Source organism: Grimontia sp. SpTr1 (genome assembly GCF_947387585.1).
Taxonomy (GTDB): Bacteria; Pseudomonadota; Gammaproteobacteria; order Enterobacterales; family Vibrionaceae; genus Enterovibrio; species Enterovibrio indicus.
This window is the reverse complement of the sequence record NZ_CANDOD010000002.1, coordinates 443,857-460,691: the sequence shown is the minus strand read 5'-3', so window position 1 is coordinate 460,691 and position 16,835 is coordinate 443,857. Positions and strand designations below refer to the sequence as shown.

The following is a 16,835-nucleotide window of genomic DNA, read 5'->3' as shown; positions in this document are numbered from 1 at the left end:
GACTGAATGAATGTAAAGTCCCGCAGCGCGAAAATGCTGCGGGATTTTTTTATCCAAAACTTCAAATACAAAGATCTAGAATATTGTGCAAATCAATCTATTTTCTTGCACATTTTTCTCCCGCCATCATTCAGATTAATTAGAACACGATGCAATTCACTTTGTTTTTACGTGAACTCAGACGCGTTTACATCCCGAAAATCGATTAATGACACAACTAACATGACGCACGTCAATATCGCCACTCTCTTCACTCCAAATAATTAACAGCAATTAAGCTTTAACTCATCGGAGTGAATATGAGTCAAGAACAAGGACGTGATTACACTTCTCAACGGAAGCAATCTTATGAATTTTCTTCCCGCACTGAATACCTCGAACATGAATTAAATATTGCCAATTACAAGCGCTGGAAACTCCATCTTCCTTACCGTGATTTTGGTATTGAAATAGAAGACTGGGTGCCAGCTATTGCGGCTACCATCGGCAAAGTCGTGATGGTGACAGCCATGGTTGCCGCCTTCGCCGCACAATTCGGTTTATCACCTGAATTTGTTGCTGAGAACGTGCGTTTCGAGCTCCTTATTGCAGGTCTGCTGTTCGCGATTTTCTTCTCTGCCATGTTTAACCCGCTCACCAATCTTGCAGGTACCCATGGCCCGATGATTCCTCTCATTCCTCTGATTGCTGCGGCAGGCGGTCACCCGCTAGCTCTGGGGATAATGGTAGGCGTATTTGGTTTAATACTCAGCGCAACCAAAGGCGGCTCAAAGCTTGTGAAGCTCACCGGTGAAGGTGTACGGGGCGGCTTGTTGATTTACCTCGGTGCCGTCGGCCTGATTGGTCAGCTGACCGCATTTGAATCCTGGTCAGCTTCTACTGGGCTTAGCCATGTTTCCTTTGTTGTGATTCTCGCGACCATCGTGATTTACGCCTACCTTGCCAAGATTGAAAAACGTTGGCTGGCTATTCCTCTGTGTTCTGCGGTCGCAGGTATCATCGCCTTCGCCATGGGTGTGCCTTTTGAGTTCACCACTGAACCTGGCCTGCCAAACATGAGTCCTTTCTACTGGTGGGGCGAAGACACTGGTTGGCAACTAGGCTGGCCAAGCCTTGAGCACTACATTGCGGTGATCCCGTTTGCGGTGTTGGCGGTTGCCATGTGGTCACCGGATTTTCTTGGACACCGTGTGTTCCAGGAACTGAATTACCCGAAAACCGCCAAAGATGCGTTGATGAATGTGGACGACACCATGACGGTTTGTTCTGTGCGTCAGATTGTTGGTGCCGGTCTTGGCGGTGGTAACCTCGCTTCTTCTTGGGGTACCTACATGATTCCGGCTGCGATTGCCAAACGCCCTATTCCCGGTGGCGCGCTGTTAACCGGTGTGCTGTGTATTTCGGCTGCAGTGATTGGCTACCCGATGGACTTGGCCATGTGGGAACCTGTGCTTCGTGTAGCTTTGCTGGTTGGTGTGTTCCTGCCACTGCTGGAAGCAGGCATGCAAATGGTGAAAAACGCCCGTAACTCCCAAAGTGCCGGTATCTGTATGTTTGCGTGTGCGCTGGTGAACCCGGTATTTGGCTGGGCACTGACCATGCTTTTGGATAACACAGGTTTGATTGGCAACAAAGAGCGCGCTGCGTCTCTCGGCCGCACAGACCGTCTGGGCATTCCACTCACGGCATTGATTGTCTGTGTGGGCGCGCTCGGTGTTGTAGGACAGCTCCCTGGGGTTCCTGCCCTGCTGTAAGTGAAAGATGTAATGTAACTTTGCCCAATCTCACTCGGGCGTTTATATACTTTTGCCACCCAATCGGGTGGCTTTTTTATTTCTGCCACTCAGAAATAAAAGCCGTTGGAAAATATGACATTTTGTATCTAAATATTTCCAGTTAGAAAAATTAGAGCAATCACTTCGGAATATTCAGCTTAAATCACCGAACAGTAGAATTATCTTTATATTCCAACCCACCCAGACAGATCACTAATAATAACCATATAACTCGTGATATTAATTTACATATAACGATAGAATAATTTCACTCTGACATCATTGACTGGTTATTCACTTGTTATCTCTCCATTCCGGTGTTTACTTAGACCTCAAAATTGTTTCAGCCCAACTCAAAACCAAACATTGATCGAAGTTATTCATCTATGGAAATTTGGATTCAGAAGAATCTCCCGATCTAGCCCATACATCCGTCAGAAAGTGCACATCAAGCCAAAACCAATATAACTCATTGTATTAATGGCGTTTAAACTGAATTCCCTACTGTATCAGAAAGTCTTTCCGCCTAAAAACCAATGCATTGATGGCATAAATGAATCAGCTATCTGTGCATCTTCGCCGACCTGAGAGTTTGTAAGAAAATATGTCGTTCGGTGCGGTTGATGTAAATCAACTGTTGCCAATCATTCAGTCAGTAACGTGTCAGGCATCTTGATTCAATAAGGATATCGATATGAAAAACCGCTGGCTTATTGCCGCTTCTGCCGTGGGTATCCATGGCTCTATCGGCTCAGTCTACGCATGGAGCGTATTTAACCTTCCTCTCGAACAAACCTTTGGCTGGGACAGATCTGCCGTTGCGAGCACCTTCAGTTTAGCTATTTTCTTTTTGGGGCTTTCCGCAGCGATTATGGGTCACTTCGTTGAGAAGCATGGCCCGCGAAAAGCAGGCTTACTGGCAGCCACCTTCTGGGGTGCAGGTTTGCTGATTGCCGGCTTCGGTACATCGGTCGGCAACATCTATCTGCTCTGGCTCGGCTACGGCATATTTGGCGGCATCGGTCTTGGCATTGGCTATATCACGCCTGTCTCCACACTGGTGAAATGGTTCCCGGACAGACGCGGCTTTGCTACTGGTCTGGCGATTATGGGCTTTGGATTTGGTGCCATGATTGGCGGCCCGGTGTTTGGTTACCTGATGGAAAACTTCTCCATCCCATTCACGTTTTACGCATCTGGCATCGCCTATATGGCCGTGATGTATCTTTCTGCGTTGTATCTTGAGCGCCCACCTCAAGGTTGGATGCCTGATGGCATGAAAGAAGCCGTCGCTTCCGGCGCGCAGAAAATCACAAAGGATCTGACGCAGCAAACCGCTAATGAGGCCGTGAAGACCGCACCGTTCTACTGGCTCTGGCTCATGATGTTTATCAACATCTCCTGCGGTATTGGTGTCATTTACTCTGCTTCTCCACTGGCACAAGAAACCATTGGGCTTTCCCCCACCGAAGCGGCTGCCGTCGTCGGTTTGATGGCTGTTTTTAACGGCATCGGACGTTTAGGTTGGGCGACACTCTCTGACTCCTTGGGACGCGCGAACACTTACATTGCGTTCTTTGTGCTGCAGATTGCGCTGTTTGCAGTATTGCCGAATATCGGCAGTGTGTTGATGTTCCAAGTGGTGCTCTTCACCATCATGACCTGTTACGGCGGTGGCTTCGCAACCTTGCCAGCATTTATTGGTGATTTGTTCGGTACCAAACAACTTGGCGCGATCCACGGTTACATTCTCACGGCTTGGGCAGCCGCTGGCTTGGTTGGCCCGCAAATCGCCGCTTACCTGCGCTCCGTTACCGGAAGCTATGAATTGACGCTCTATATCTTCGGTGGTGCATTTGTGGTGGCACTGGGTGTGGCATTTATGATGAAGGCGTACATCACCAAAGCGCGTGGAAAACTGGAAGCGGTAACAGCGTAATTGAAAAAAAAGAAAAAGCCCGCTGAAGTATCAGCGGGCTTTGGTATTTCTAAAAGGCGTTATTTAATAACCCTGAGGGTTCTTTGACTGCCAACGCCAGGTGTCTTCTACCATGTCATTTAAGGTATGGGTTGCTTTCCAACCAAGATCTTGCTGCGCTTTGGCAGGGTCTGCCCAACACTCTGCAATGTCACCTGGGCGACGCGGTGCAATTTGATAAGCGATTTCTTTGCCGCATGCCTCGCTAAACGCTGCAACCATTTCCAGCACGCTCTTACCGTCGCCAGTTCCCAGGTTATAAATGTGCAAACCCGCTTTCTTGCCGACTTTATCAAGCGCAGCAAGGTGACCTTCCGCCAAGTCGACAACGTGGATGTAGTCACGTACACCACTCCCGTCACGGGTTGGGTAATCATCACCAAATACCGACAGGAATTCACGACGACCAACAGCCACTTGTGAAATAAACGGCATCAGGTTGTTTGGAATGCCTTGTGGATCTTCACCCATCTCGCCGGATTTGTGCGAACCTACTGGGTTGAAATAGCGAAGCAGAGTAATGCTCCAGTCTGGGTTCGCTTTTTGGAAGTCAGTCAGACACTCTTCCACCATCAGCTTACTGCGGCCATAAGGGTTGGTCGCTGACGTTGGGAAATCTTCACGAATTGGCACAGAAGCCGGGTCACCATAAACAGTTGCCGACGAGCTGAAAATCAGTGAGTGAACGCCTGCATCACGCATCGCATCCACCAGCACCAGAGTACCGTTAACATTGTTGTCGTAGTATTCCAGCGGCTTTTCAACCGACTCACCCACTGCTTTCAAACCCGCAAAATGGATGACTGCATCAACGTTTTCTTTTTCAAACACCGAGGCCAAAAACGCTTTGTCACGGATATCGCCCTGATAAAACGTCGGCTTTTTGCCCGTCAGTTTTTCAATGCGTTCGAGTACCGCAAGTTTACTGTTATGCAGGTTATCGAGAAGGATAGGATTTAGGCCTGCTTCAATCATCTGAACACAGGTGTGACTGCCAATGTAGCCAACGCCGCCAGTTACGAGTACGTTCATGTCAAATCTCAATTGGGTTGTGATTTTAGATTCCGTGTCTAGGTTCAATTCAAGCACGGATTTGTTATGGCGACCACTATACCTGAGCAAGTCAGAAGTGCCAGTTACATACATCGAATCGCATAAAAACCACAGTGTTAGGCGCAAATTCGAATAACTGGCTCGAATTTGAAAAGGTAAACGTTGCAGTTTTACAGTGGATTTAATTCGAATGTAAATAGAAAAAGCCGCAGGCTTATGCAGCGGCTTCGTTGGATTTTAACCCTGTTATCTAATGGCTTCGTACATCGCATGTTGGAACAGCAACGCACTGTCACATACATCACCATTCGCATGACTATGGCCAAGACTGGCTGATGGGATCCGGTTCATCAGTTTCAATACCGTCTGGTTGTTGTCAGAGGTTTCAAGGCCAGCATTCGCCACATCTATCTCTGTCGCAACGCCCCGGTAAACAGTCGCAGCAATATCAATATCTCTAATACTTTCAGGCTCCACGTTATAAGGGCTTTGTTCAAGCACTGTAAAGTTAGCGTACTTGCCGATATCAATACTGCCGACCTGATCTTCTAACCGCGCTGTGTATGCGGCATCAATCGTAATGGCCCGCATGGCTTCATCCACCGTGATCCGCTCTTCAGGCCCCATCACCGTTTCGCCAGACAAGCCGATTCGGTTCACCGCTGCCCAAACCAAAGCCAGCGGCTGCGCAGGTGCCATTGGCGCATCGGAATGCAAAGAAAGGACCCCACCCGCATCGATAAATGAACGCCCTCTTGCCATCACTTCCGCGCGTTCTTTACCTACACCTTCTTTGCTGTAGAGCTCTGCCAGCACGTGGGTGTAATAAGGGTTCACACTGAAGTTAGCGCCAGATTCCACTGCGCGTGGAATATCATCTTTATCAGTGATGCCTAAATGGTGGAAGCTGGTGCGATGATCGTCCCGCGGTGTTTCTTCATTCAAAGCATCCATGACATCCAAGGCGCTTTCAAAACCCAAGTCGCCATTGGCATGAATCACGATCGTGTAGTCGTCATTCCAATACGGGCGCATGCTGTCTTCGAGCTCTTCAGGAGTTTGCAACCATTCGCCATGGTGACCGTCGATATAGCCATCTTTCAACTGCATTAGCTGGCTGTACATCGCGCCGTCAGAGAAGAGTTTGACGAATTTAGGCAACCATTGAATTTGGTCTTGTCCCTTGTAATCTCTGGTCTGGACTTCAGCAATCAACTTGCCCTCGTCAGCATCATAACCACCGGCCGCGTAAGTGAAGTTACCTGCCGGAATTAACCAGTAATCCATAGGGAAAGCATCATCCAGCAATATAGAAACCATTTGGTCATACATTTCCGGCGTCGCAATCACACCAGGGTCAATCGCCGTGGTAATACCACCAGATTGCACATAATCACGCGTTCTCTCCATGCCAGTGGCAAAGCGACCACTGTCTACCAAAAACTTCAGCGTTTCAGGAAGAATGATTTTTCCGCCGTTTTCAAATGCGTGCCCACGCTCCCAGTCTAACTGCTCATAGGCCAAGCCCTCGCCCGACCAATCACTCTCTTCCCAACCCATCATTTCAATCGCGGCATTGTTGAAAAACAGCTCGTGGAAGCTTCGGTGCCAGACAATGATCGGGCGAGTCTCTGAGATCTGGTTCAGCACATCACGTCCCATGTTTTTGCCATGGAAATAGTTGTGATAGCCCCAAACGATCAATGGCTCACCTTCCGGTGTCGCCTTCTCAACCTCAATCAGACGGTTAATGAATGCTTCTTCTGAGTGCACACCTTTTACGTCGCCCCAAGGCAGTTTCCAGTCTGCAGGCGTAATAAAGTCAGTGCTCATGAGAATCGCACTCAACCATAAATGGATATGAGGTTCGACAAAGCCTGGCGTCAGGACTTTATCTTCAAATTGTCTATCTACAATCAGCCCTGGATGCGCTTGGTATTTTTTCAGCAGGGCTTCTTTTTCGCCCAAATCCAAAATTTTGCCATTTTGAACAGCAATGGCAGTGACCTGCTCTGGCGCAACATCCGACATAGTAACAATGTCGTTCGACACAAAAACAGTGACTGGGCTCGCCAGGACTTCTTTCGATAAATCAGCTATATCCACAACATTTGTTTGCTTAGAGCAAGCAGCTAGTAGTGCGATAGACATTGCTACTGCTGATAGTTTGATTGTTCTTTTCATCGTTTTCCCCATATAAGCACTTTGGCTTCGTGAGCTTTGTTCGATGTTGAGAATTTAACAATGAAACGTCGTTCTAACTAATGCATGATGATGGGTAAAACCCAACATTAATTGATGGAGTGAATATGTTCTCTTATGAGCATCTCGCCGCCTTTTGCGCAACAGTGGAAGAAGGTAGCTATAGCAAAGCTGCGCGCAGATTAGGTAAAGACAGAACAACTATTCGCGAGCAGATAAAAGCACTCGAAGACAGCTACGCCATCGCGCTTTTTGATATTGAAGGGAAGTCAGCAGTCGTCACTCACGCTGGTCAGGCGATTTACAAGCAAGCACAGCTTTTGGTCAAAAACAGTGAGCGTTTGAATACCCGATTGCTTAAAAGCTATCTTGAGCCCATCACTCAATTGGACATCTACCATGATGTGCTGGCTCCTGCCCCGCTCATTCTGCTCATTGAACGTTTAATGAATAAGCATTATCCCGATATCAAACTCAACTGGTTACACCGAAACCGCGATGACGCGTTAAAGGCCGTTTCTGAAGGGCAAAATAAACTTGCGCTGATGCAGTACAAACTGGCGAATCAGTCGCCTTACCCGTTGGGTTTCGTCAATCTGGGAAGCGATGACCTGAATGTATATTGCAATCCCCATCATCCACTAGCCAAGTTGGAGCGAGTCACTGTGGGCGACTTACAGCTCGAAAAGCAGTACCTGAGCGAAAACCTGATGGCGAGTGCGCCTGAGCTGTTTTCTGTTTCCACAGATGTAAGAATCGTCAGCAACAACGATATTCTGTTGGAGTTGGTAAAAAACGATGGATGGACGGTGATTCCCCAGAGCCTTGCGCAGCCTTTAGAAAAACAAGGGCACTTGATTCGACTCCAATTGGATGAGTTAGCCTCCAGCCTCAATGTGGGTATTTCTTGCTTCTATCCGGAGGCGATGGAAACCACGCCAGAGCTCCAAACGTTGCTCTCTTCGATCAAAGCTTTCGCTGCCAAATACTATCAATAGGCGCAGACAAAAAAGCCCGCTGATAAACGCGGGCTCCCAGGGGCTGTTGACCTTTGGTGATTTAATCGCTTTACATCCATTTAATGGCAATCACTGCCGCGGCAATACCGACACCTAATCCTGTCAAAACATCACGCCAGTGGTGCTTGAATGCTCTTACCCTGCCAAGGCCAACACAGGCAGCGACACCGTATGAAAGCAGACCGATAAACCAGCCATAGCAAAGCATCAGAGCTGTGGAAGCGGCGACGGCATTTGCAGTGTGATTAGATGGAAAGCTGTCGTTTCCGCTGAGATCAGGTCGTTTCGCATCGATGAAGAACTTACCTAAAAGACCTATTCCTGAAGCACCTGCAATGATCAGTAATGCTTGCTGCAACGCTTGCCACTCGCCATGAATCATAGGAAACCCTAGAGCCGTGGCTACCAGCCCATAAGCACCCACATCACTGACCGACTGCCAGTTGGTAGAAGAAGAGATCTGGGCAATGAAAAACACCCAAATGGAAGCGAGGAAGATCAGAGGATAAACAGTACTCATTGCGCGTCGATTTAATCTCACTAAGGGACTAACAATGAATTGAGTATCTCAAAATCCTTAATGAGATCGGGGAGAAGAATGTAACGAAACGTTTAGCCGCTAGCTAAGCGAGTAAAAAGCGACTCTCTCAGATAGCTAATCCCGCGAATCACTACCCAATGACACTGTGCCGACATCAATTGTAGGGAATAACCTAACATATGCGGTTTTTGAGTATGGCTAATAGAATCTAACATCGCCTTGAAAATGAAACAGTTATCAAGGCAAAACAATGAAAACAAAACATAATCTACTCATCGCTCTGATGAGTTTTAGCGCCCATTCAGTTATTGCTGGCGAGGCAGACGCTGTGATCAATCCTGATGATCTTCAGGACGTTACCAAGATCAATCCTCAGGCCGCGCTCTTTGTGACTTCCGATTCTCACATTCGCGCATCGGGCATTTTCTCCGGTCAATGGAGCGAAACCGCCGCGTTCTCGGGCTATGCCGAAGGTGTATTCGGTAATAAGCAAGGCGAAAACAAGTTTGATACCGATTACCTCGGTGGCAGAGCGCAATATTTTCAAGCACATCAGCTCGATAACAGTCTGTTCCCACGACTTGGCTTTTCTTTCGACCTCGTTCATCAAAAAACGCAAGGGCTGCCAGATACCACGCTTTTCTCTGTCGGTGCAGTTGCTGCCATCAATAAAGATTACACACCGGGTTTTCAGTTATTTCCGAACGTGGCCTTCACAACGGGTGAGGTATTTGGCGAGAGCGCCGATGGGTACCTAGCAAACCTGTTCTTGACCGCACCAATTGGTGACAATGGTTCATTCCTCTTAGCATGGCCTGAATATTTTGACGTGAGCGGCGATACGGTCGAGCTGGAATCAAAATCATTGAACGTTGTTTTCCAATCGCCTGCAAAAAGCAATTTCGGGCAGTGGTTCGTGACCAAACTCGCTTACAACGAAACAGATTTGACCTTGCCATCGGGTCTTCAAATTGATGGTGATGGCGAGTTGGCGATTGAGTTCGGTATGAAGTGGTACTTCTAACATCTATCTACATCACCTGAAGATTATCAATTTCAGACAGTTTGGGTATAGGGAGAGGATATGGAGAAAATAGAGCTTATTCTTGTGATTGTTGTGCTCTTGATGGCGGGCTGTAACAAGCAAAACGCGTTAGACCCTTTAAGTGAACACCACGAAGGATATGAAATGAATATCCCGGTCTCCCCCATCCATTTATCTGGCTATGATGTGTCAATTTGAAATGCGATAAATACGAAAAAGCCCGCTCAGTGAGCGGGCTTAATCTAATGTGGCGGAGAGATAGGGATTTATGCGGTCGCTTCGCGCCCTTCCCTTCGGGCCGTTGCCTACTCGGCTTCGCCGGGCAACGTTGTCTCGCTTCGCTCGGCTGAACCCATAGGGTCTAGGGTTCTGCACCCTATCTCTTGCGAGGGTTAAAAATGCAAAAAGGCCGCTGATAATTCAGCGACCTTTTCTGATGTTGCGGAGAGATAGGGATTTATGCGGTCGCTTCGCGCCCTTCCCTTCGGGCCGTTGCCTATTCGGCTTCGCCGGGCAACGTTGTCTCGCTCCGCTCGGCTGAACCTAGGGTCTAGGGTTCTGCATCCCTATCTCCACAGGCTTATTCCATATACGAAAAAGCCCGCTCAGTGAGCGGGCTTAATCTAATGTGGCGGAGAGATAGGGATTTGAACCCTAGATACGCTATTAACGTATGCCGGTTTTCAAGACCGGTGCTTTCAACCACTCAGCCATCTCTCCGTAAGTGCCGCGCATATTACAAAGCCCTCGCGAGCTTGTAAAGCCCGAATTTCCTGAAATTCGTCCGTTTGCACAGGCTTTGCTCAGTTAGTCTATTTGGCAGACACTTAATGCATACTTTCGGGCTATTGAATCAAGTGCTCAGCCAAGCAGGCGTCCCTGCTCTTCAAACCAATCGATGATATCTGCAAACTCCTGCTGGGTATCTTTGCCGATAGCAAAGAACACATTGAGCCCGATACCTTTTCCAATAGGAGATTCTTTGATATTGAGCTCCACCAGCTCACCAGAATTTAGGTATGGCGACAGATAATCCGTCGGCATGACTGCCCACCCATCTCGTTTAATCAGCTCACACAATAAATCATGGTTACTCACTACATGACGCCGTGGAGAGACCTTGGCAAAGCCCACATCCAACGCGAGAAAGTTCTCTGTCAGATACTGTGTCTGACCCTGTAGTTCATTGATCGTCACTTCTTCCAAAGCAGCCAGCGGAGACGAGACAGATGCAAAACACTTCAGTTGTAGGTTGGCAATACTTCTCCAGGTCACTTCCGTCTCCGCAAAAACCATATCGCGGTTTGGCATTAATGCCAGATCTGCTGAGCCTTCATTGAGCATTTCCAGGGCCTCTGGGCGTGTTCTATGAAGCCAGTTAACCGTGATATTCGGATAATGCTGCCGAATTTTCTCTTCGATATTGACCATCATGGTCATAGGAGCAAACACATCATGAACAATGGTTACCGAGTGCACGTCACTGTCAAATAAGGCTTGGCTGAAGTGGTAGAGCTCGCGGTTTTGTTTCTCTACTACTTTGGCCTGAAAATAAAGCTTAGAAGCCTTGTCAGTGGGGATTGCCTTTCGACCTTCAATCACAAATAGTGAATATCCCACTCCATCCTCAAATGCCATCACGTGCTCACGCACCGTGGTGCGCGATTTCCCCAACAGCTTTGCCGCAGCGCTGTACGACCCTTTTTCATAGACCGCGATAAAGGTAGTGAGTTGTTCCAATGTATGCATTTCGTCTATCCCATGCCTTTTGTTAGCAATACCCTAACAAAACTGACTTGGTAGTATTGGATATTCGTTTAAAAATAGCGACAAGTTCAAAAAGTCATTTAAAACAAAAACTAAACTCAGAGGTCGAAATGAAAATCATCCCGCTTTCAGTTGTCGCTCTTGCACTCTCCTCTACCATGGCGCTAGCCGCACCGGATTTGATTTTGAAAAACGGAGACATCGTCACCGTTACCAGCGAACAGGCAAGAGCCGAAGCCGTGGCGATAAAAGATGGAAAAATCGTTGCTGTCGGCAGCACCAAGGAAGTCCTAAAAACAAAAGGAAGCACAACAGAAGTTCGTGACCTTGAGGGGAAAACAGTCGCACCCGGCTTTATTGATTCCCATGGTCACTTTGCCAACTACATCCCACTGGCAAACTCATTATTTGTTTACCCATCCCCAATGGGAGCCAGTGACAGCATCCCTGCAATCCAAGAACAGTTGGCGACTCATTTCTCCCAAGACTTGGATAAAAGCATTTTGCATATCGCGTTTGGCTATGACGATTCCGTGCTGGAAGAAAAACGCCACCCGAACAAGCAGGAGCTGGATAAAGTAACGGGAGACTTCAGCCTTTGTATGATGCATGTGTCTGGGCATTTAGGGGTTTGTAACAGTGCGGGATTGGCAAAAATCGGTTATTCCGATGCATCAGAAAACCCAAGTGGTGGCGTGATCCACAAAGATGAAAACGGCGCGCTGACGGGGCTAATTGAAGAGTCTGCCACCTATGCGCTCTTTCCTCACCTGACTGTAGGTAGCCAAGAAGAAGCCATCGAAAACTTTAACAAAGCGCAGGATCTATTCGCACGTTATGGGGTAACGACCGCGCAGGAAGGACTGGCAACAGCCTCGACATTAGGTTTGATTAAATCAATGGCAGATGCAGGCGAGTTAAAAATCGATGTGTTGGCTTACGCAAAATGGGTCGACTTCGAAACGGTGCTTGAAAACATGAAGCTTGGCGAATATAGCAACGGGCTGAAGCTGGCTGGCATGAAAATCACCGGAGATGGCTCTCCTCAAGGCAAAACTGCATTCCTATCAACGCCATACTTCAAGGTGCCTCATAGCCACTCCTATCACTACCATGGCTACCCGGTACTCAATCAAGATGAAATGAATCACTACGTGGATTTGGCATTCAAAAATAACGCTCAGCTCATTAGTCATGCAAACGGCGATGCGGCAGCCGATCTTCTTCTCAATGCGGTTGAAAAGGCAAATGCGAAATATGGGGACCGTGACCACCGAACCACCACGATTCACGCCCAAACTATGCGCCTGGACCAAATTAAACGTATGCGAGATGCAGGTATGATGGCGTCTTATTTCCCTGCCCATACCTTCTTCTGGGGTGATTACCACCGCGATTCAGTGCTTGGTCCTTGGAGAGCATCAAACATCTCTCCTATGGGCTGGGCAAATGAATTCGGACTCACTTACACCATTCATATGGATGCGCCGGTTGCTTTCCCTGACCAGTTGCTCAACATGTGGACGGCGGTAAACCGAGTTACACGTTCAGGTGAAGTATTAGGTGAATACCACAGAATCACTCCTTACCAAGCGCTGGAAGCCGTCACCAAAACCGCTGCTTACCAAAACTTTGAGGAAGACGAAAAAGGCACCATTGAAGTGGGCAAGCGCGCGGATTTAGTCGTGCTGGACAAAAACCCACTGGCCGTCGAGCCGATGGAAATCAAAGACATTCAGGTACTGGAGACCATTAAAGACGGTAACACTGTGTTCAAATACGCTGGCTAATAGCAATCACAGTAGGTAGCTGATCAGAAAAAAGGCGGACAATATGTCCGCCTTTTGAATTTCTGGCGTCAGCGATTAGCCGAAGCGGCCACCGATGTAGTCGCGGGTTAGCTTGTGCTCAGGTTCTTCGAACACACGCACTGTTTCATTCACTTCCACCAGGTCACCCAAATGGAAGTATGCAGTACGGTCAGAAACACGCTTCGCTTGTGACATAGAGTGGGTCACCATCACAATGCTGAAGTTCTCTTTCAGTTCGCTGATCAGCTCTTCGATGATGCCCGTAGCAATCGGGTCAAGCGCTGAACAAGGCTCATCCATCAGGATAACTTCTGGCGCAATCGCGATAGTACGGGCGATACAAAGACGCTGCTGCTGACCACCTGAAAGGCCAGTTGCTGGCTGATCAAGGCGGTCAGCCACTTCAGCCCAAAGACCTGCACGACGCAGCGATTCTTCAATCACGCCATCCAGTTCATCTTTGCCATCCACCAAGCCATGAATACGAGGCCCATAAGCCACGTTGTCATAAATAGATTTCGGGAACGGGTTCGGGCGCTGGAATACCATGCCCACCTGCGAACGCAGCTCAACAATTTCCTGTTCCTTGGCATAGATGTTATGACCATCAAGCAGGATTTCACCTTTCACTTCACAACCCGGTACAGTGTCGTTCATGCGGTTCAGACAGCGCAGGAAAGTGGATTTACCACAACCTGAAGGGCCAATCATCGCCAACACCTGTTTCTCACCGATGTCGAGATTAATATTACGAATGGCAGACTTTGCGCCACCTTCATAGCTCACGCTGACATCACGCGCTGTCATGCGAGGAGCCGTGACAAATGGCAGGCCACAGGTCTCTTTTGGCGCCGCGGTTTTTTCAGCCGCCATTTCTTGAGGTATTTGATTCAGTTCACCTGTGTGAGTCATTACGGTTGTCATATCCATACTCCTACCATCTGCGCTCAAGGCGCTTACGCATGATAACGGCACATGCATTCATCAGTGCCAAGAACGCCAGCAATACCATGATTGCGCCTGAGGTGTTCTCAACAAAACCTTTTTCCGGGTTTTCCGCCCAGAGATAAATTTGTACTGGCAGCGCGGTGGCTGCATCCAGCGGACCAGAAGGAACGTCAACAATAAACGCCACCATACCGATCATCAGCAGCGGTGCAGTTTCACCCAACGCCTGCGCCATACCGATAATGGTACCAGTCAGCATGCCTGGCATGGCCAGCGGCAAAACGTGGTGAAGCACCATCTGCATTTTCGATGCGCCCACACCCAATGCAGCATCACGCACCGAAGGTGGAACCGCTTTGATTGCAGCGCGGCTGGAAATAATGATGGTTGGCAGCGTCATCAGTGTCAGTACCAAACCACCTACCACCGGCGCCGAGCGCGGCAAGTCAGCCACATTCAGAAACACCGCCAGACCCAGCAGACCGAAAACAATAGACGGCACAGCTGCAAGGTTGTTGATGTTAATTTCAATCAGCTCAGTCGCGCGGTTACGTGGCGCAAACTCTTCCAGGTAAATCGCTGCAGCGACACCAATTGGGAAGCTCAGCACCAAAGTCACCAGTAAGGTGTAGAAGGACCCCACCGTTGCACCCCAAATGCCAGCCAGTTCTGGATCACGGCTGTCACCATTGGTGAAGAACTTGGTGTTGAATACGGTACGAATACGATCTTCTTTTTTCAGTTCGTCATACCATTCGATTTGAAGGTTCTTGAACTGACGGCCATCTTCCGGCGTGCTCGCCTTGATGTTGCCTTTGTTGTACTGGTTAAAGTTATCGCCTGCTTGCGCCCAGTAAGTGATGGTCGTCCCAATCAACGACGGGTCCGCCATTACCTTGTCACGCAGGTCGTATTCCGCACCGTTTGAGATAAAGCTGTAAAGTGCGCGGCGTTGTTTACGACCATCAACCTCAATCTCTTCACGAAGCGCCTGACGAAGCACTTTGCGGTAGCTTGCGCCCATCAACACTTTAGGGTCGGTTTCGTTGCCATCAATGCCGAGCGCTTCGGGAGAAAGATCGACCTGAAGCTCGATTTCGGTAGTGAAAAACGCGGTGTAACCCTCGGAAAAAATGGTGGTCATCAAGACAATCAGAAACGCAAACGCCATCGAAATCGAAGCAATACCGTAGAAGCGAAAACGCTTCTCTTTGGCACGACGACGGGCTACACCCGCTTTGACTCGCTCGCGTTTGGTCTCTGCCAGTTTTAATAATTTATCAGTCATACTGCTCTCGATATTTCTTCACGATTCGAAGTGCAACAAAGTTAAGTGCCAGTGTTACAACGAACAATGTCAAGCCCAGTGCGAACGCAGCCAGCGTTTTAGGGCTGTCAAACTCTTGGTCACCCACCAGCAAGGTCACGATTTGTACGGTGACGGTGGTGACAGAATCCAGCGGGTTCGCGGTGAGGTTTGCCGACAAGCCTGCCGCCATCACCACGATCATGGTTTCACCAATCGCGCGTGACACTGCGAGCAGCAAGCCACCCACGATGCCAGGGAGCGCTGCGGGCAACACGACTTTACGGATGGTTTCAGAACGCGTAGCACCCAAGCCTAAAGAACCGTCGCGGAGAGACTGCGGTACCGCGGTAATCACGTCATCAGACAGTGATGAAACAAAAGGAATGATCATCACGCCCATGACAGCACCTGCTGCCAAAGCACTTTCCGAGGAAACACTGCTAAGTCCAATCGATTCAGCGACATCACGGATAAAAGGCGCAGCCGTCAGGGCGGCAAAGAAGCCGTAAACCACGGTTGGAATACCGGCGAGGATTTCCAGAACAGGTTTAACGATATTGCGCACGCGTGGTGAGGCATATTCGGCCAGGTAAATCGCACTCATCAAACCGATGGGCGCTGCGATACACATGGCAATAAAGGAAATCATCAAAGTGCCAGTGAACAGCGGAATCGCACCAAATGCGCCGCTTGCACCTTGTTGGTCTGCACGCAGGGCAATCTGCGGTGACCATTGCGTCCCGAACAGGAAGTCCGTGACGGGGATAATCTGGAAGAAACGGATCGCTTCAAACAACACTGACAGAACAATACCTGCCGTGGTCAGGATCGCCAGTGTTGAACAGAACATCAGGAATATTTGCAGACACTTTTCCACATAGTGACGTGCTTTCAGCTTAGGGCGAACCATTCGCCAGCCAGCCGCCAAACCTACCAGAGACACAGTCAGTACCGCGACCCATCTCAGCGTCAGTCCAATACTTTGTAAGTGGTGGTAGTGTTCTGATGCTGCAAGCAACGCAGGATCTTCTGTCTTCAAAACGCCATTCGCAATGTGCACGATTTGGCTGTAGAGCAGCGTCATACTTTCGTGCGCTTGTAGCGTAGATGACGGGATCTGGGCCATCACCAAAGAGTGAACCAGACTGGGTTCTATGGCTTGCCAGATCAGAAGAAGAATCACCGCAGGTACCGCCGCTAAAATTGCAGCAAAGGAACCATAGTAGGCGGGTCGGGAGTGAAGTTTTTTCAAACCACCTTCAATGGTAGCCACTTCCCTGGAGCGTTTTTTGGCGAGTACAAAAGCGCTTATTGCAAACAGCGCGACTATCACCATCAATGTGGACGTCTGCATCCGTATTCCTTAAATCCTTTTTTACCCAAACCA

Annotated in this window: 13 protein-coding genes, 1 tRNA gene and 2 other RNA genes; 6 read left to right on the top strand and 10 right to left on the bottom strand. The window is 48.7% G+C overall.

What is annotated here, in order from left to right:
• Positions 1-299 precede the first annotated feature (299 nt).
• Positions 300-1,754 (top strand): DUF3360 family protein, encoded by a 1,455-nt coding sequence (locus tag QL223_RS06290; protein ID WP_281544219.1) that lies wholly within the window; start codon positions 300-302, stop codon positions 1,752-1,754.
• A 715-nt stretch (positions 1,755-2,469) separates the two neighbouring features.
• On the top strand, positions 2,470-3,714 hold the full coding sequence (locus tag QL223_RS06285) for an OFA family MFS transporter (protein WP_281544218.1): 1,245 nt from the start codon (positions 2,470-2,472) through the stop codon (positions 3,712-3,714).
• A gap of 63 nt (positions 3,715-3,777) precedes the next feature.
• On the opposite strand, the gene galE is transcribed toward QL223_RS06285, so the two are convergent.
• Both galE and QL223_RS06275 read right to left on the bottom strand, forming a co-directional pair.
• Complete coding sequence (gene galE, locus QL223_RS06280) at positions 3,778-4,785, bottom strand: UDP-glucose 4-epimerase GalE (protein ID WP_281544217.1); 1,008 nt, start codon at positions 4,783-4,785, stop codon at positions 3,778-3,780.
• 267 nt (positions 4,786-5,052) lie between these two features.
• Positions 5,053-6,990, bottom strand: coding sequence for an amidohydrolase (locus QL223_RS06275; RefSeq protein WP_281544216.1), 1,938 nt, complete (start codon positions 6,988-6,990; stop codon positions 5,053-5,055).
• A 125-nt stretch (positions 6,991-7,115) separates the two neighbouring features.
• Between QL223_RS06275 and QL223_RS06270 the strand changes: the two genes are divergently transcribed.
• On the top strand, positions 7,116-8,006 hold the full coding sequence (locus QL223_RS06270; RefSeq protein WP_281544215.1) for a LysR family transcriptional regulator: 891 nt from the start codon (positions 7,116-7,118) through the stop codon (positions 8,004-8,006).
• A 70-nt stretch (positions 8,007-8,076) separates the two neighbouring features.
• On the opposite strand, the gene QL223_RS06265 is transcribed toward QL223_RS06270, so the two are convergent.
• A complete protein-coding gene (locus QL223_RS06265) occupies positions 8,077-8,547 on the bottom strand; it encodes a phosphatase PAP2 family protein (protein WP_281544214.1) in 471 nt (156 codons plus the stop codon).
• 271 nt (positions 8,548-8,818) lie between these two features.
• Here QL223_RS06265 and QL223_RS06260 point away from each other — a divergent pair, with 271 nt between their 5' ends.
• Both QL223_RS06260 and QL223_RS06255 read left to right on the top strand, forming a co-directional pair.
• A complete protein-coding gene (locus tag QL223_RS06260) occupies positions 8,819-9,592 on the top strand; it encodes a hypothetical protein (RefSeq protein WP_281544213.1) in 774 nt (257 codons plus the stop codon).
• 60 nt (positions 9,593-9,652) lie between these two features.
• Positions 9,653-9,811 carry a hypothetical protein gene (locus tag QL223_RS06255; protein WP_281544212.1) on the top strand — a complete coding sequence of 53 codons (159 nt, stop codon included), beginning with the start codon at positions 9,653-9,655 and terminating at the stop codon, positions 9,809-9,811.
• A gap of 50 nt (positions 9,812-9,861) precedes the next feature.
• Here the strand turns inward: QL223_RS06255 and QL223_RS06250 are convergent.
• From QL223_RS06250 to QL223_RS06235, 4 genes are all read right to left on the bottom strand, one after another.
• A non-coding RNA gene (locus QL223_RS06250) (RtT sRNA) lies at positions 9,862-10,008 on the bottom strand.
• A gap of 44 nt (positions 10,009-10,052) precedes the next feature.
• A non-coding RNA gene (locus tag QL223_RS06245) (RtT sRNA) lies at positions 10,053-10,198 on the bottom strand.
• A gap of 44 nt (positions 10,199-10,242) precedes the next feature.
• Positions 10,243-10,333, bottom strand: a tRNA-Ser gene (locus tag QL223_RS06240).
• 141 nt (positions 10,334-10,474) lie between these two features.
• Entirely contained in the window at positions 10,475-11,362 is an 888-nt protein-coding gene (locus tag QL223_RS06235) for a LysR family transcriptional regulator (RefSeq protein WP_281544211.1), read from the bottom strand.
• A 128-nt stretch (positions 11,363-11,490) separates the two neighbouring features.
• Between QL223_RS06235 and QL223_RS06230 the strand changes: the two genes are divergently transcribed.
• A complete protein-coding gene (locus QL223_RS06230; RefSeq protein WP_281544210.1) occupies positions 11,491-13,170 on the top strand; it encodes an amidohydrolase in 1,680 nt (559 codons plus the stop codon).
• 75 nt (positions 13,171-13,245) lie between these two features.
• On the opposite strand, the gene pstB is transcribed toward QL223_RS06230, so the two are convergent.
• The 3 genes from pstB to pstC are packed head-to-tail and all read right to left on the bottom strand — an operon-like array spanning position 13,246 to position 16,802.
• Entirely contained in the window at positions 13,246-14,115 is an 870-nt protein-coding gene (gene pstB, locus QL223_RS06225; RefSeq protein ID WP_348651391.1) for a phosphate ABC transporter ATP-binding protein PstB, read from the bottom strand.
• Positions 14,116-14,125: 10 nt separating this feature from the next.
• A complete protein-coding gene (gene pstA / locus QL223_RS06220; RefSeq protein ID WP_281544209.1) occupies positions 14,126-15,427 on the bottom strand; it encodes a phosphate ABC transporter permease PstA in 1,302 nt (433 codons plus the stop codon).
• On the bottom strand, positions 15,420-16,802 hold the full coding sequence (gene pstC, locus QL223_RS06215; RefSeq protein ID WP_002542648.1) for a phosphate ABC transporter permease subunit PstC: 1,383 nt from the start codon (positions 16,800-16,802) through the stop codon (positions 15,420-15,422). Before pstC ends, pstA begins: the two co-directional genes overlap by 8 nt.
• Between the last annotated feature and the right edge of the window lie 33 nt (positions 16,803-16,835).

Bases quoted from the DNA above. Each gene is read 5' to 3' on its own strand.
- QL223_RS06290 (WP_281544219.1), top strand. From the start codon at position 300: ATGAGTCAAGAACAAGGACGTGATTACACTTCTCAACGGAAGCAATCT.
- QL223_RS06285 (WP_281544218.1), top strand. From the start codon at position 2,470: ATGAAAAACCGCTGGCTTATTGCCGCTTCTGCCGTGGGTATCCATGGC.
- galE (WP_281544217.1), bottom strand. From the start codon at position 4,785: ATGAACGTACTCGTAACTGGCGGCGTTGGCTACATTGGCAGTCACACC.
- QL223_RS06275 (WP_281544216.1), bottom strand. From the start codon at position 6,990: ATGAAAAGAACAATCAAACTATCAGCAGTAGCAATGTCTATCGCACTA.
- QL223_RS06270 (WP_281544215.1), top strand. From the start codon at position 7,116: ATGTTCTCTTATGAGCATCTCGCCGCCTTTTGCGCAACAGTGGAAGAA.
- QL223_RS06265 (WP_281544214.1), bottom strand. From the start codon at position 8,547: ATGAGTACTGTTTATCCTCTGATCTTCCTCGCTTCCATTTGGGTGTTT.
- QL223_RS06260 (WP_281544213.1), top strand. From the start codon at position 8,819: ATGAAAACAAAACATAATCTACTCATCGCTCTGATGAGTTTTAGCGCC.
- QL223_RS06255 (WP_281544212.1), top strand. From the start codon at position 9,653: ATGGAGAAAATAGAGCTTATTCTTGTGATTGTTGTGCTCTTGATGGCG.
- QL223_RS06235 (WP_281544211.1), bottom strand. From the start codon at position 11,362: ATGCATACATTGGAACAACTCACTACCTTTATCGCGGTCTATGAAAAA.
- QL223_RS06230 (WP_281544210.1), top strand. From the start codon at position 11,491: ATGAAAATCATCCCGCTTTCAGTTGTCGCTCTTGCACTCTCCTCTACC.
- pstB (WP_348651391.1), bottom strand. From the start codon at position 14,115: ATGACAACCGTAATGACTCACACAGGTGAACTGAATCAAATACCTCAA.
- pstA (WP_281544209.1), bottom strand. From the start codon at position 15,427: ATGACTGATAAATTATTAAAACTGGCAGAGACCAAACGCGAGCGAGTC.
- pstC (WP_002542648.1), bottom strand. From the start codon at position 16,802: ATGCAGACGTCCACATTGATGGTGATAGTCGCGCTGTTTGCAATAAGC.